Raw genomic sequence first — 14,502 nt, 5'->3', positions numbered from 1 at the left:
GAGCGATATGACTGTGAGTCATATTTATGACTCACAGTCATATCGCTCACGAGACAGACATCGGCCGCCGACGCTAAGGCCGTAGCGGTCGGCGGTCGGCGGTCGGCGGCGGCGGCTGGTGGCCGAGGCTGGTGGCCGGCGCTTGGTGTCAGTGGAGGTTGTTGAGGATCTTCTCGTAGCGAAGTCGGTCGGCCGCCGGGGTCTTCGCCTCGAGGTAGTTGAGCACCACGGCGCCGCGCCGGTACGACTGGCCGCCCCACGTCTCGGCGATGTCGCCGGCGCTGGTCTCGTCGGGGAACACGTAGACCGTCACGCCATCGGTGGCGACGATCTCGGAACAGCCCAGACCGAGACCGTCCGGTCCACAGTCAACGGAGCGGTCTTTGGGGTGCGTCACTCGCAGACCGGCGGCCTTGAAGGCGTCGACCACCTGGCGGGCACCGGGCGCACCGGCCGGGCGCGGGGGCAGCACCACCGGCGGCGGGCTGGCCGGCCGGCGCTCGACCGGCCCCTGCGGCGGCGCGGGCGGCACGGCGGGCGGCGGGGTCGGCTGAGCGGGGCGACCCGACGGCCCGGCGGCATCGGCCGAACCGGACGGGACCACCGACGGCGTCGGCGCGCTCGCGAGGTCGCTCGCCGCCAGGGTCGCGACGGGCGACGCCGGCGGGGCCGCCCGAGGGCTGTCGTCGTCACTGCCGCAGCCGGCGGTCAGCGCGACGGCGACCAGAAGGATCCCGACGGCGGGCAGGCTCCGATGTGTCACCAGGGCAGTCTGCCGGGCCACGCCCGACGGCGGCAGTGGCCGGTCAGCCACCGCGCTGTCCCATATCCGCCACCGGTGATCGACCGCACGGCCGGGGTGCGCTCCGGCGGGCACCGACGCGCCCGTCGGCTCAGCCGGAGATCCCACTGGTGGAACCGCGGACCGACGTCGACGGTTAACCTGCCGGCATGGCTGTCACGCCCTGGGTCTCGTTGACCACCGACTACGGCCTCACCGACGGATTCGTGGCCGCCTGCCACGGGGTGATCGCCCGGATCGCGCCGGCCGCCCGGGTCATCGACGTGACCCATCTGGTGCCGCCGGCGGACGTCCGACGCGGTGCCGCCGTGCTGGCGCAGACGGTGCCGTACCTGCCGGTGGGCGTGCACGTGGCGGTGGTCGACCCGGGGGTGGGCACCGCCCGGCGGGGCGTCGCGCTGGCCACCCCGGGTGGGTTGCTGGTCGGCCCGGACAACGGGCTGCTGCCGGACGCCGCTGCCGCGCTCGGCGGGGTGACCGCCGCGGTGGAGCTGACCGAGCCGCGCTGGCTGGCGGCCCGGGTGTCCGGCACGTTCCACGGCCGGGACGTCTTCGCCCCGGTGGCGGCCCGGCTGGCGCTCGGCGCGCCGCTGGCCGAGGCGGGTCCGGCGGTCGACCCGGACGGGCTCGTCCGGCTGCCGCCGGCGGTCGTGGCCCGCGACGCCGAGGGCTTCACCGCCGAGGTGCTGACCGTCGACCACTTCGGAAACGTCCAACTGGCCGCACCGGCCGAGGTGCTCGGCCCGCTCCCGGCCACCGTCCGGGTGGGCCCGCCGGGGCCCGCACCGGCCCGCGGGGCGGTGCGCGGACGGACGTTCGGCGACGCACCGGAGGGCGGCCTGGTGGTGTACGTCGATTCGGCCGATCTGGTGGCGGTGGCGGTCAACGGCGGCCGAGCGGTGGACGTCCTCGGGGTGCGTCCGGGCGACCTCCTGCGGGTGGCCGGGTGACATTCGACTATGGAATGCTGCCCCGGTGGGTGAACACGTAGTTCCCGTGGGCTGTCCCTGTTGTGCCTCTCGGACCGGCGGCGGGACCTGCCCGGTCTGCTTCTGGACCGACGACGGTCAGAGCGACGTCGACGCCGACGCGGTGCGCGGCGGCGCGAACGGCGACCTGAGCCTGTCGCACGCCCGGCTCAACTACGCCGTGTACGGGGCGAGCCACCCGCGTTACCAGGACATGGTGCGCCCCGCCCGCCCCGACGAGCGTCCCTGACGACCCCGCCGGGGTAGGGCCGACTCAGCAGACCGGCACGCCGCCGCCGTAGACGGCGGAGATGTACGCGTGGCTGACGTACTGCCCGGTGGCCAGGCGGTTCCATCTGGTGGTGGTGCGGTACGGGCCGGCGACCGACTGACCGGTGACGTAGCACTGGATCGGCACGTTGGCGAACCGGGCGGCGAGGCCGCGGACCCTGTATGACGTACTGGGCCCGCTGCGGATGTTGAGCGGCCCGGCACCGACGACGCCGCGCGGCCCGCCGCCGGTCCACAGGTAGGCGACGTCCACCCAGGCGTTGGTGGTGAGTTGCAGGCCGTCGGTGAACGTGCCGTCGGCCAGGTCGACGCCGGCCGGGTTGAGCACCGTACGCCCGAACTGGTCCCGCCCGCCGTTGTAGCCGGACTGGTAGGCGGCCTGCGCCTCGGGCCGGCCCTGCGGCAGGTTCTTCCAGTTTTCCCGTACGGCGGACGGGTTCCAGTAGTCGTCGCGGGTGTTCCACGGCCCGACGTCCCAGACCGGGGCGTACTCGCAGCGGGCGCCCGTGGTGGTGCAGACCCGCACGGTGTAGTCGCCGCTGTTGAGCGGGGAGAGGCTCCGGCGCGACGGTAGCGCCGCGAAGTGGTCGCGCGGCTGGATGGTGCGGCCGTTGGCGGTCAGTTGGCCGACCAGCCCGATCCGGGTGGCGTACACCCGGTAGGTGAGGCCGGGCGTGGCGGCGGAGACGGCTGCCGTCGCGTCGGCGGTGAGCTGGACGCCGCGTACCGTCGCGGTGGCGCCGCCGGCCCGCGCGGTCAGCACCACCCGGGTCTGCACCCGGCGGACCGGTCGGTCGAAGACCACGCCGGCGGTCGCGGACCGCCATTCGGTCCAGCCGCTGACCCGCCATCCGCGGACCTGCGCCTCCACGCTGGCGCCGGCGGGGACGTCGGCGCTGATCTCGGCGCGGACCCGGGTGGCCGGTCGGGCGAGGGTGCGTGGTGCGGTCAGCAGCATGCCCTCGGCGACCGCGCTGTGCGGGCTGCGCGGGCTGCGCCCGGCCGTGCGCGCCTCGCGCAGCCGCAGCCCGGCGGCGGTACGCCGGACGTTGACGTCGTCACGGTCGACGACCGACAGGTTGGCGCTCCACCGCTCCACACCGGGCACGGCGGCGGTCAGGGTGAGCGACGTGGCGGTTGCGGGTACGGCGCTGGGGAAAAGGCTGGTGGCGGGCGCGACGGCGGCGGTGAGCGCGAGGGCGAGGGTGGCGGTGAGGGTAGCGGATCGGATACGACAATGAGGTCGCGTCATGGGCATTCTCCTCAGAACCCCCTGACCCTCGCATGTCAGGAGATCATGAGGAACCTGCCTACAAATAGCGACACATGCGAATCTTGCTCGAAAGAGGGAGGATGGCAGGGTGCCCGAAGGTGACACCGTCTGGAACACCGCCCGCGTGCTGCACCGCGCGCTGGCCGGCGCGCGGCTCACCGGGTCCGACTTCCGGGTGCCGCAGCTGGCCACCACCGACCTCACCGGGTGGACCGTCCGCGAGTCGGCCAGCCGGGGCAAGCACCTGCTGCTGCGCCTCACCGCCCCGGACGACGCGCGGTGGACGCTGCACTCCCACCTGCGGATGGACGGCGCGTGGCGGGCGTACGCGCCGGGGGAACGGTGGAGCGGCCGGCCCGCCCACCTGATCCGGGTGGTGCTGCGCACCCCCGGCGCGGTGGCGGTCGGCTACCACCTGCACGAGCTGGCCCTGGTGCCGACCGCCGAGGAGGACGGTCTGGTGGGTCACCTCGGGCCGGATCTGCTCGGCCCGGACTGGGACCCGGCCGAGGCGGTCCACCGGCTCGCCGCGCACCCGGAGCAGAGCATCGGCGAGGCCCTGCTCGACCAGCGCAACCTGGCCGGGGTGGGCAACCTCTACAAGTGCGAGGTGCTGTTCCTGCGGGGCGTGTCGCCGTGGACGCCCGTCGCCGCGGTGCCGGACCTGCCCGCCACGGTGGCGCTCGCCCAGCGGCTGCTGGCCGCCAACCGGGGCCGCTGGACGCAGAGCACCACCGGCTCGCTGCACCGGGGTCAGACCAGCTACGTGTACGGCCGCCGCGCCCAGCCGTGCCGCCGCTGCGGCACCGCCATCCGCAAGGAGGAGCTGGGCGAACGGGTCACCTACTGGTGCCCGGTCTGCCAGCCGGAGCAGCCGCACACCCCACCGCCCGGCTGACCGGGCCCCCACCGACCGGGGCCAGCCCAGATACGGACGATTGGGTAATTCCTATCCGGCCTCTGACGTCGCATGCTGCGGTTGAATGCTCACCGCCCGTCAGCAGAGTGCCGGGGGTCGCCACGCCGGGGTGGCGATCCTCGTGCCCCAACCCCGGGGAGAGTCATGGCGATCTTCCGCAGACTCCGCTCCACCTTCTTCTACCGGCCCACCTCCGACAGCCTCGCCCGGACGGTGTCCGTCCCGGCCGCGCGTACCGCCGAGGAGGGCGCCCCCGCGGCGAGCCTGGACCCGACCGCCGTGCCGCGCTGTTTCGGGCCGGTGCCGAACGTCGCGTACAGTCCTCGCCCGACGCGCGCCCCCGACGGCCGGTCGGTGCCGGGCACCGGGCTGCGGAAGTTCGTCGACGCGCTGCCGATCCCGGGCCGGGCGGGCGGCACCGACCTCGGCGGGCGGTTGCCGGTGGCGGTGCCCGACACGATCAGCTACCCGGGCTGCGACTACTACGAGATCGGGCTCCAGGAGTACACGCAACGCCTGCACCGGGACCTGCCGGCCACCCGGCTGCGCGGCTACCGCCAGCTCAACCTGGGCACCGACGCGTCCGGCCACAACACGGTGGCGCCCCCGGAACGGCCCTGGCACCTCGGCCCGATGATCCACGCCCGGCGGGGCCGGCCGGTCCGGGTGAAGTTCATCAACCAGCTCCCCACCGGCCGGGCCGGCGAGCTGTTCCTGCCGGTCGACGAGACGGTCGAGGGGGCCGGCATCGGCCCGCTGGACGGCCCGGCGCCGTACCCGCAGAATCGAGCGGTGCTGCACCTGGCCGGGGCGCAGACCGGCTGGACCAGCGCGGGCAACCCCGGGCAGTGGATCACCCCGGCCGGTGAGATCACCCCGTACCCGACCGGGACGGGCCTGACGCCCGTGCCGGACATGCCCCCGCCCGGTGCCGGCGCCACCACGCTCTACTTCCCCAACGAGCAGAGCGGCCGGCTGCTCTGGTTCCACGACAACACCCTCGGCCTGGCCCGGCTCACCGTCTACGGTGGTCAGCTCGCGCCCTACCTGCTCACCGACCCGGTCGAGGACCAGCTCGTCGCCGACGGGGTGCTGCCGGCCGACCAGCTGCCCCTGGTGATCGAGGACAAGACGTTCGTGCCGGACGACACCCAACTCGCCGCCGAGGACCCGACCTGGGACCGGGAACGGTGGGGCGCCCGGGGCAGCCTGTGGCACCCCCACGTCTACCAGCCGCGGCAGAACCCGTACCGGTCCGGCGGGCGCAACCCCACCGGCCGGTGGGACTACGGCCCCTGGTCGCGCAGTCCCGCCCCGGACGGCAGCCGGGCCGACGGCGAGCCCACGGTGGATGGCTGGCCGCTGGCGGAACGGATCACCGGCGGGCCACCGCCGACCGGACCGGGGCCGGTGCCGAACCCGCACCACGACCCCGTCGGCGCGCCCACCGAGCCGCCGCTGCGCCCCGGGGTGCCGCACCCGTCCGCGGTGCCCGCGGCGTACGGCGACACCCCGCTGGTCAACGGCGTCGCCTACCCGTACCTGGAGGTGCGTCCACGCGCGTACCGGTTCCGCATCCTCAACGCCTGCCTGGACCGCAGCCTCAACCTCCAGCTCTACCGGGCCTGCTCGGACGCGCCGATGTGGACCGACGACGGCGTCCTGGCCGACGCGGACGCCGGCGAGGTGCCGATGGTGCCCGCCGTACGCGCGCCGGACCGGCCGGCCGCCTGGCCGAGCGACGGGCGGGACGGCGGTGTGCCGGACCCACGGGCCGCCGGCCCGGAGTTCGTCCAGATCGGCAACGAGGCCGGGCTGCTGCCCGCCCCGGTGGTGCTGCCGAACCGGCCGATCGGGTACCGCTACGACAGGCTCGACCCGACCGTGCTGAACGTGGACGGGCACACGCTGCTGCTCGCCCCGGGTGAGCGCGCCGATGTGCTCGTCGACTTCTCCACCGTGGCGCCGGGCAGCACGCTGATCCTCTACAACGACGCCCCGGCACCGCTGCCCGGCTTCGACCCGCGCTACGACCAGCACACCGACGCGCCGGACCGGACGGCCGAGGGCGGCCCGCCGCCCACCGAGCCCGGGTACGGCCCGAACACCCGCACCCTGCTCCAGTTCCGGGTGAGCGGCGTGCCCGAACCGGCGTACGACCTGGCCCGGCTGCGGGAGCGGCTGCCCGGGGCGTACGCGGCCAGCCAGCGCCCGCCGATCGTGCCGCAGCCGGCGTACGACCCGGCCTTCGGCAGCCGGACGGCGGCCGGGACGACGGTGTCGGCGCACGCCGACACCGTGACGTTCACACCGCTGGGCGGCGCCGGCCCGGTGACCCTGCCGATCGAGGTCAAGGCCGCCCAACAGGTCTTCGAACCCGGTCACGGGCGGCTGGCCGGGCGGCTCGGGGTGGCCCACCCGCACGCCGGGCCGCTCGCCCCGGCGACCCTGCCGCTCGGCCCGACCGACCCGGTCACCGAGGTGCTGTACGCCGCCGACCCGGCCATACCGGTCGGCGCGCCGGCCGACGGCACCCAGCTCTGGCGGATCAGCGGCAACGTCCGGCAGACCGAGCCGCTGCACTTCGGCGGCTGCGACGTGCAGCTCGTCAACCGGGTCGGCTGGGACGGCACGCAGCGCCCCCCGCACGGTGCGGAGCTGGGCTGGAAGCAGATCGTGCGGGTCAACCCGCGGGAGGACGTGGTGGTGGCGCTCCGCCCCGTGGCCCCGGCCCTGCCGTTCAAGTTGGGCGACAGCGTCCGGTTGCTCGACCCCGGCCGTCCACCCGGCGCGCGGGCCGGGTCGACGCCGATCAGCCCGACCGACGGGCGACCCGCAGTGGTGGTCAACCAGATGGTCAACCTCGGTTGGGAGTACCGCTGGCACAGCCAGCTCGCCGGCCACCGCGACCTGGGCATGAGTCGCCCGCTGGTGCTGCGGGTGACCCCGAGGGCCCCCACCGGGCTGACCGCCACGCCGGTGCCCGGCTCGGCCACGGCGTTGCCGGCGATCGCCCTGGCGTGGACCGGCAACGGCGGACGCCCGCCCGCGACCAGCCACCTGCTGCAACGGGCCACCGACGCGACCTTCGGCGGCGACGTCACCACGATCACCGTCGCGGCCGCCGCCACCCGCTACACCGACGCCACGGTCACCCCCGGCACGACCTACCACTACCGGATCCGCGCGGAGAACGACGTCAGCTACTCGTCCTGGTCGAACAGCGTGCCCGCCTCGGTGCACCTCGCCGCGCCGGGCGGGCTGATCGCGGCGATCCCGCCCGCCGCGCCGCTGCGGGTGGCCCTGCGCTGGACGAACCGCTCCTTCGCCACCGGCATCGACGTGCAGCGGGCCACCAACCCGACCTTCACCAGCGGCCCCGGCACCACGGCGATCGGGGTCGGTGACAACCACCTGGACACCACGGCCGCCCCGGACACCACGTACTACTACCGGGTCCGCACCACGTACCTGGGTGCCGCCTCGGCCTGGTCGACGGTGGCCGCGGCGAGCACCCCGCCCGCGCCGGGCACCCCGAGCGAGGTGACCGCCGCCGCGAGCGCGCCGGGGCCGGACACCGCCACGGTGGTGCTGGGTTGGACGGCGCACACGCCCGCCGGTCCGGGGTCCGGGTTCATCGTGCAGCGGGCGCTGGACCCGGCGTTCGGGCAGGAGGTGGCGACCTTCACCGTGACCGGTCGCGGCTTCACCAACACGGGGCTGGCCCGGGGCGTGACCTACCACTACCGGATCCGGTCGTTCAACGTCGTGGGCAGCTCGCCGTACACCGGCCCGATCCCGGTCACGACCCCACCGTGACGGGCCGGGCGGGGCTCAGCTGGTGGGTGCCCGCAGCCCGGAGCCGCCGGCACGCAGCTCGGCCAGGGCGGAGGCCACCCCGTGCAGCAGGTCGGTCGCCTCGGTGAGCCGGTCGGCTGCCGGGTGGGTGGGCTCCGGTCGGGCGTCCTCGGCGAGGTAGCCGGCGGCGGCGACCACCAGCCGCTCGTAGGCCGCCACGCCGCTCTCCAGCTGGGCGGTCAGCGTGCGGTGCGCCTCGGCCAGCGGCGCCCGGGCGTCGGTCGGCGCGAGCCGCAGGGCTCGTTCCACGCTGGCCACCCGCGCGGCGAGGTCGCGCAACGACCGGTCGGCGGCAGCGGCCTCCAGCACGGCCGGCTCGGCCAGCCCGGTAAGCCGGGGCGCCATCCCGGCCAGGGTGAGCGACGCTCGGTCCAGTCGGGCCCACTGCTGCCCGGCGGTGGTGCCGCGCAGCGCGACCCGGCTGCGGACGCGGCGCACCTCGGCGAGCACGCCCGAGCCGACCGGCAGTCGCTCGACGGCGGCCACCAGCCGGGCTCGGGACCGGGCGGCAGCCTCGGCCGGATCCAGCGCCGGGGGCGCCGGGCGGGCGGCCAGCGCCCGCAGATCGATCCAGCGCCAGGCGGCCAACGCCACCGCGCTGCCCGCGGCGCCGGCCCAGGCCGCGTCCGGCAGACCGAGGCCGGCGTACGGAGTCAGCACCGCCGCGGCGCCGCCGAGCCCACCGGCCAGTACGCTCCACCGCCGGGCGGACCGGCGCAGCCGACCCAGCCGACGGAAGTACCGCGTCCGCTCGTCTGCCACCGAAGACCTCCTCGAACCGTTCAGCCGGCAGCGGTCGGGTCGCCGGTGCCCCGTTCGCGGGCCATGCTGGCGCGCAGCTCGTCCAGCCGGGCCGCGGCGGTCGGGTCGCTGCCCGGACTCGCCTTCTCACCCTGCGGCACCGCCGGGCGCTGCGCCGTGCCGCCGAGCTGCTCCCCCGCCATGCTGGACCGGATCTGCTCCAGCCGGGCCGAGCCCGCCGAGTCGATGGTCGCCTTCTGGATCTCCAGCATCCGGCCCTCGACGGAGTTGCCGGCCAGCTCCGCGCGGCCCATCGCGTTGGCGTACCGCCGCTCGATGCGGTCACGCACCTCGTCCAGCGACGGGGTGGTGCCGGGGGCGGTCATCGACGACATCGACTCCAGCGAGCGGGCCACCGTCTCCTGCATCTTGGCCTGCTCCAGCTGGCTGAGCAGCTTGGTGCGCTCGGCGAGCTTCTGCTGGAGGATCATCGAGTTGTTCTCGACGGCGCGGCGGGCCTGCGCGGCGGCACCGAGCGCCTGGTCGTGCAGGGTCTTCAGGTCCTCGGTGGCCTGCTCGGCCGAGACCAGCTGGGTGGCCAGGGCCTGGGCGGACTGCTCGAACCGCACCGCCTCGGCCTCGTCGCCCTTGGCGCGGGCCTGGTCGGAGAGCACCAGGGCCTGCCGGGCGTTGCCCTGCAACCGCTCGACCTCGGACATCTGCCGGGACAGCTTCATCTCCAGCTGACGCTGGTTGCCGATGACCGCCGCAGCCTGCTGGACCAGCGCCTGGTGCTGCCGCTGGGCATCCTCGATGGCCTGCTGGATCTGCACCTTGGGATCGGCGTGCTCATCGATCTTGGCACCGAAGAGCGCCATCAGGTAGTTCCAGCCCTTGACGAACGGGTTCGCCATCTCCGCGGTATCCCCTCAGTAGCGTCGCTCCACCGCGATCGGGCCGGGTTCAGCCGACCGACCGCGGACCGGCCGGTCTCCATCGTCCCAGCCGAACGCCACCGAGGCATCCGTACCGGGTGCTCGACGGGAACCGTCGGCTCCTGCGGGCCACCCTACGCGGCTGTGGCCACGTCGCCCATGGTCAACCGCTCGGCGGGCTCAGGCGGCGCAGACCACGTCCCGGTCGCGCTCGGTGGGGCGAACCCGGGTGCTGCGCAGGGTTGCCCGCAGCGGCGAGTCCTGCCGGACCGACACGGCGACCTTGCCATCGGAGGTGACCTGACGGACGCCCCGGTTGGCGCCCTTGCGCACGGCGGTCGTCGCGCCGACGGGCGCGGCCTCGGCCGGCTCGTCCTGCATGCCGACGAGCACCCCGGCGGGCATCTGCTCGGCGAGGGCCACGGTGTCGCTCACCTCGCGCAGCAATTCGGACAGGCGGGCGCCGAGCGCGTCGCAGATCGCGGCGAGCAGCTCGCTGGACGGCTCCTTGTGCCCCCGCTCGATCTCGGAGAGGTAGCCGAGGCTGACGTTGGCGGCGGTGGACACCTCACGCAGTGTGCGCTGCTGTCCCTGCCGGCGCGCCCGCAGTGCGTCACCGATCACCCGGCGTAGCAGGACCATCGCACCTCCCCCTGAGGGATACCTCTCGCCCGGCGTCGGGCGGCCGGCCGCAGCGGACCGCGCCGACTCCGAGCGTCGGAGCCTTCCCGCAACCGTACCCGCTGTGGGGCCCGGCGACATCCCGCCCCGCCCGTTGGTTCGCCCGGGGCGGCTCATCGACGCCCCGCACCGGCCGTCCCCAGACCGTCCCGGGCGGCCTCGTCTGCCGTCTCCAACCCGTCCCGGGCGGCTTCGTCGGCGGCGTGGATCCGTTCGGCGAGCAGTCGCAGCGCCTCGATCACGGCGGCCGAGCGTACGTGGTCCCGCCCGCCGTCCAGGTCGAGCTGGCGGACCTCGACACCGCTCGGGCCGGCGACCGCGACGTAGACCAGGCCCACGGGCTTGCCGTCCTGCGGCTCGGGGCCGGCGACCCCGGTGGTGGCGAGCCCCCAGTCCGCGCCGCAGCGCCGCCGGCCGCCCTCGGCGAGCGCCGCCGCCACGTCCGGGTCGACCGGGCCGCGCTCGGCCAGCAGATCGGCCGGTACGCCAGCCAGCGTGGACTTCAACTCGGTGGCGTAGACGACCAGCCCGCCCCGGTAGATCCCACTGACCCCGGCGATCTCCACGATCGACGCGGCCAGCAGCCCGCCGGTGAGCGACTCGACGGTGGCCACTGTCTCGTGGCGCTGCGACAGACTGTGCACGACACCCGCCGCCGCGCTACCCGTTGCGTTCTCGTCCCGCTCTTCCCGCCGCATGAGCTCGTCCTTCCCCACCCGCCGACCCCCAACCCTCCCGGCCGAACCCCGTCGATCATGAAGTTATCGCCCCGACACGCCGGCCCGGACGGCAATAACTTCATGATCACCGGGGGGTCAGGGGTGGTGGGGGCGGCGGAGGCGGAGGGCCTGGGTTATGTAGTCGAAGCCCGTCGCCACCGTGACCAGGACGGCGGCACCCATGATCCAGGGGCCGACGGCCACGAGGGCGGCCGGCATCGGCCAGAGGTACCAGGCGATGGCCAGGATCTGGAGCGCAGTCTTGATCTTGCCGCCGCGGCTGGCCGCGATCACCCCGTGCCGGATCACCCAGAACCGCAGCCCGGTGATGCCCAGCTCGCGGACGAGGATCAGCGCCGTCACCCACCAGGGCAGCCGGTCGTACCAGGAGAGCAGCACCAGGGCCGCGCCGGTGAGCGCCTTGTCGGCGATCGGGTCGGCCACCTTGCCGACCGAGGTGACCAGAGCGAACCGGCGGGCGATCCAGCCATCCACCAGGTCGGTCGCTGAGGCCACCGCGAAGATCAGGCAGGCCGCCATCCGCCAGCCCGCGTGGGTCATCCCCGACACGATCACGGACGCGGCGAAGACCGGCACCAGCACCAGCCGCAGCGCGGTCAGCGCGTTGGCCGCGTTGAGCACGGGCACCCGCGCGACCACCCGGGCCGGCGTCGACTCCGTCGCCCCGGTCACCGCCTCGCTCCGCTCGGGTCGCCATGGCGTTTCCGGCACCGCACCACCTGGCTCCCCCGCTTCGTCCGGGCCCGCCGTCACCGTGCCGCGCCGGGCGCCGCCGAGATCATCTCATCCGGCACCGCGAGCAGATCCACCCCTTCGGTGCCGGTCACCGTGGCCCGCACCAGGTCACCCGGGCGCAACGCGGCCAGGTCGACCCCGCCATCGGCAGGTGCGACAAGGGTGGTGGAACCGTCCACCTCCGGCGCCTGGTGCGCCGCCCGGCCCTCCACCACGCCGTCGACGATCGCGTCGACGAGCACCTCGACGGTCGAGCCGAGCCGATCCTCGGCCCGCTGCGAGCAGAGCTCGTCGGCGAGCGCGCTGAGCCGGTCGTAGCGCCGCTTGATGGTCGCGGCGGAGACCTTGCCGGGCAGGCCGGCCGCCTCGGTGCCGTCCTCGTCGCTGTAGTCGAACATGCCGATCGCGTCGAGTCGGGCCTCGGTCAGGAACCGGGTCAGCTCGTCGATGTCGGCGCGGGTCTCGCCGGGGAAGCCCACGATGAAGTTGCTCCGCGCGCCCGCTTCCGGGGCCAGCGCGCGGGCACTGGCCAGCAGCTCCAGGAACCGGTCGGTGGAGCCGAAACGCCGCATCCGACGCAGCACCGGCTCGCTGGAGTGCTGGAACGACAGGTCGAAGTACGGGGCCACCCCCGGTGTGCCGGCGATCGCCTCGACCAGACCGGGCCGGGTCTCGGCCGGCTGGAGATAGCTCACCCGCACCCGGACGATGCCGGACACCGCGGCGAGCTGCGGCAGCAGCTTCTCCAACGCGCGGGGGTCGCCGAGGTCCTTGCCGTACGAGGTGGAGTTCTCGCTGACCAGCACCAGCTCCCGTACGCCGGTCTTGGCCAGCCATTCCGCCTCGGCGAGCAGCTCGTCCGGCGTACGCGAGACGAAGGCCCCACGGAACGCGGGAATGGCACAGAACGCGCAGCGCCGGTCGCAGCCGCTGGCGAGCTTCAGCGAGGCGACCGGGCCGGTGTCCAGTCGGCGGCGCAGCACCTGGCGCAGGTGCGCCGGGGTGTGCTCGTCGGTGTCGACGACGGTGCGCGCCACGGTGCCGTGCCCGGGCAGGGACACGGTGGCGCTCTGGCGCTGCACCGGGGTCAGCGGCAGCAGCTCGCGGCGGTCCCGGGGAGTGTGCGCGGTGATCTGCTCCCCGGCGACGACGGCGTTCAGCCGGGCGGCGATGTCCGGGTAGTCGTCGAAGCTCAGCACCGCCTGCGCCTCGGGCAGGCTGTCGGCCAGCTCCCGGCCGTAGCGCTCGGCCATGCAGCCGGCGGCCACCACCTTCGCGCCGGTGCCGGCGGCGGCGAGCAGGGTCTGGATGGAGTCCTGCTTGGCCTTCTCCACGAAACCGCAGGTGTTGACGACCACCACGTCGGCGCCCTCGCCGTCGGTGGTCACCTGCCAGCCGTCGGCGTGCAGGCGGGCGGCCAGCTCCTCCGAGTCGACCTCGTTGCGGGCACAGCCCAGGGTCAGCAGGGCGACGCGACGGCCGTCGGCGTTGTCGGAAGGAGAAGGAGAGGTGGCAGACACCATCCGAGGGTACCGGGCCGGCCGCGGAAGCCCGCGCACGCGGGCCGGGGTGGTCGTCCGGCACACACCTCGCGCGTCGTCGCCGGGCGCCGACCCGTCAGCGGGTCGCGGCGCCCACGCGGGTCAGCGCGTCGAGCAGGAAGACCTCGGTGCCGGCCAGGCCCGTGGAGCAGAAGACGGAGAGCTGGTCCGCGGTGGTCCGGCCGGGGACCGCGCCGGCCAGGATGCCGCCCAGGTCACGCAACTGTCCGGCGTACGGGGGCAGGGCCGCGAGCATCGGCGGCTGGTAGTCCGCCGCCTGGGCCGGCGAGTCGGTGACCAGCAGGTCGGCGACGTCCAGCAGGTCGGTGCCGAACTCGCTGCGGTCGTGCTGCTTGAAACCGACCGCGTTGACGTGCGTGCCGGGGCTCACATCGGCGGCGCGCAGCACCGGGGTGGGGCTGGTGGTGGCGAGCACCACGATGTCCCGTCCGGTGACGGCCGCGCCCGGGTCGGCGACCGCGCGGGCCGGCACGCCCAGCTCGGCGCGCACCCGGGCGGCGAAGGAGTCCCGGCGCGCCGCCGAGCGGCTGTGCACCACCACCTCGCGCAGCGGACGGACGGCCGCCGCGGCCCACACCTGGGTCCACGCCTGCCGCCCGGAGCCGATCACGCCGAGGGTCGCCGCGTCCGGCCGGGCCAGCGCGTCGACCGCGACGCCACCCAGCCCACCGGTACGCCGGGAGCCCAGCTCCTCGCCGACGGCTACCGCCCGGACCGCGCCGGTGCGGGCGTCGTGCAGCACCACCAGCTGCTCGCCCTGCGGGTGGCCGAACGTGTCGTACGAGCGGTAGCCGTACCACTCGCCGACCAGGTGCCCGGCGGTGAGCACCATCCGTCCCCCGCCGAGCGGGGCGGCGGCCCGGGGCGGGGCGACGAGCCGCCCCTCGTACGCGGCCACCAGGGCGACGCGCATGGCGTCGACGGTGGTGGTGGCGTCCAGGACGGCGGCGATCTCGGGATCGGCATAGAGCAGGGCCATCTCGCCATACTGCAAGTT

General features: G+C 74.8%; 13 protein-coding genes. 4 read left to right on the top strand and 9 right to left on the bottom strand.

Translation table 11 applies throughout. The features are described from left to right. Positions 1-148: 148 nt before the first annotated feature. On the bottom strand, positions 149-763 hold the full coding sequence (locus ABZU46_RS18370) for a hypothetical protein (protein ID WP_354859229.1): 615 nt from the start codon (positions 761-763) through the stop codon (positions 149-151). Positions 764-951: 188 nt separating this feature from the next. Between ABZU46_RS18370 and ABZU46_RS18365 the strand changes: the two genes are divergently transcribed. Both ABZU46_RS18365 and ABZU46_RS18360 read left to right on the top strand, forming a co-directional pair. Further along, positions 952-1,752, top strand: coding sequence for an SAM-dependent chlorinase/fluorinase (locus tag ABZU46_RS18365; protein ID WP_354859227.1), 801 nt, complete (start codon positions 952-954; stop codon positions 1,750-1,752). A 25-nt stretch (positions 1,753-1,777) separates the two neighbouring features. Beyond that, on the top strand, positions 1,778-2,020 hold the full coding sequence (locus ABZU46_RS18360) for a CPCC family cysteine-rich protein (RefSeq protein ID WP_354859225.1): 243 nt from the start codon (positions 1,778-1,780) through the stop codon (positions 2,018-2,020). 24 nt (positions 2,021-2,044) lie between these two features. On the opposite strand, the gene ABZU46_RS18355 is transcribed toward ABZU46_RS18360, so the two are convergent. After that, positions 2,045-3,313, bottom strand: coding sequence for a hypothetical protein (locus tag ABZU46_RS18355; protein WP_354859222.1), 1,269 nt, complete (start codon positions 3,311-3,313; stop codon positions 2,045-2,047). Between the two features lie 109 nt (positions 3,314-3,422). Between ABZU46_RS18355 and ABZU46_RS18350 the strand changes: the two genes are divergently transcribed. Together ABZU46_RS18350 and ABZU46_RS18345 are read left to right on the top strand one after the other, a co-directional pair. Beyond that, complete coding sequence (locus tag ABZU46_RS18350) at positions 3,423-4,232, top strand: DNA-formamidopyrimidine glycosylase family protein (RefSeq protein WP_354859220.1); 810 nt, start codon at positions 3,423-3,425, stop codon at positions 4,230-4,232. A 165-nt stretch (positions 4,233-4,397) separates the two neighbouring features. Then, the gene (locus tag ABZU46_RS18345) at positions 4,398-8,072 is read left to right on the top strand and encodes a hypothetical protein (protein ID WP_354859219.1); all 3,675 of its coding nucleotides are present in this window, start codon (positions 4,398-4,400) and stop codon (positions 8,070-8,072) included. Between the two features lie 15 nt (positions 8,073-8,087). On the opposite strand, the gene ABZU46_RS18340 is transcribed toward ABZU46_RS18345, so the two are convergent. From ABZU46_RS18340 to ABZU46_RS18310, 7 genes are all read right to left on the bottom strand, one after another. After that, on the bottom strand, positions 8,088-8,873 hold the full coding sequence (locus ABZU46_RS18340; protein WP_354859216.1) for a hypothetical protein: 786 nt from the start codon (positions 8,871-8,873) through the stop codon (positions 8,088-8,090). A 20-nt stretch (positions 8,874-8,893) separates the two neighbouring features. Further along, positions 8,894-9,766: a PspA/IM30 family protein gene (locus tag ABZU46_RS18335; RefSeq protein WP_354859215.1), complete on the bottom strand. Its 873-nt coding sequence runs from the start codon at positions 9,764-9,766 to the stop codon at positions 8,894-8,896. Between the two features lie 201 nt (positions 9,767-9,967). Then, positions 9,968-10,429, bottom strand: coding sequence for a helix-turn-helix transcriptional regulator (locus ABZU46_RS18330; protein WP_354859213.1), 462 nt, complete (start codon positions 10,427-10,429; stop codon positions 9,968-9,970). Positions 10,430-10,581: 152 nt separating this feature from the next. Then, positions 10,582-11,166, bottom strand: a complete 585-nt coding sequence (locus ABZU46_RS18325; RefSeq protein ID WP_354859212.1) for a CinA family protein — start codon at positions 11,164-11,166, stop codon at positions 10,582-10,584. 117 nt (positions 11,167-11,283) lie between these two features. Beyond that, positions 11,284-11,880, bottom strand: a complete 597-nt coding sequence (gene pgsA, locus ABZU46_RS18320; RefSeq protein WP_354859210.1) for a CDP-diacylglycerol--glycerol-3-phosphate 3-phosphatidyltransferase — start codon at positions 11,878-11,880, stop codon at positions 11,284-11,286. Positions 11,881-11,957: 77 nt separating this feature from the next. Beyond that, complete coding sequence (gene rimO, locus ABZU46_RS18315) at positions 11,958-13,466, bottom strand: 30S ribosomal protein S12 methylthiotransferase RimO (RefSeq protein ID WP_354859208.1); 1,509 nt, start codon at positions 13,464-13,466, stop codon at positions 11,958-11,960. Positions 13,467-13,560: 94 nt separating this feature from the next. Next, positions 13,561-14,484, bottom strand: a complete 924-nt coding sequence (locus ABZU46_RS18310; protein WP_354859207.1) for an ornithine cyclodeaminase family protein — start codon at positions 14,482-14,484, stop codon at positions 13,561-13,563. Positions 14,485-14,502: the final 18 nt, after the last annotated feature.

It is taken from the genome of Micromonospora sp. NPDC005197 (assembly GCF_040608295.1).
Classification (GTDB): domain Bacteria; phylum Actinomycetota; class Actinomycetes; order Mycobacteriales; family Micromonosporaceae; genus Micromonospora.
This window is presented reverse-complemented; position numbering and strand designations above follow the sequence as displayed.

Bases quoted from the DNA above. Each gene is read 5' to 3' on its own strand.
- ABZU46_RS18365 (WP_354859227.1), top strand. From the start codon at position 952: ATGGCTGTCACGCCCTGGGTCTCGTTGACCACCGACTACGGCCTCACC.
- rimO (WP_354859208.1), bottom strand. From the start codon at position 13,466: ATGGTGTCTGCCACCTCTCCTTCTCCTTCCGACAACGCCGACGGCCGT.
- ABZU46_RS18330 (WP_354859213.1), bottom strand. From the start codon at position 10,429: ATGGTCCTGCTACGCCGGGTGATCGGTGACGCACTGCGGGCGCGCCGG.
- ABZU46_RS18310 (WP_354859207.1), bottom strand. From the start codon at position 14,484: ATGGCCCTGCTCTATGCCGATCCCGAGATCGCCGCCGTCCTGGACGCC.
- ABZU46_RS18345 (WP_354859219.1), top strand. From the start codon at position 4,398: ATGGCGATCTTCCGCAGACTCCGCTCCACCTTCTTCTACCGGCCCACC.
- ABZU46_RS18355 (WP_354859222.1), bottom strand. From the start codon at position 3,313: ATGACGCGACCTCATTGTCGTATCCGATCCGCTACCCTCACCGCCACC.
- ABZU46_RS18335 (WP_354859215.1), bottom strand. From the start codon at position 9,766: ATGGCGAACCCGTTCGTCAAGGGCTGGAACTACCTGATGGCGCTCTTC.
- ABZU46_RS18325 (WP_354859212.1), bottom strand. From the start codon at position 11,166: ATGCGGCGGGAAGAGCGGGACGAGAACGCAACGGGTAGCGCGGCGGCG.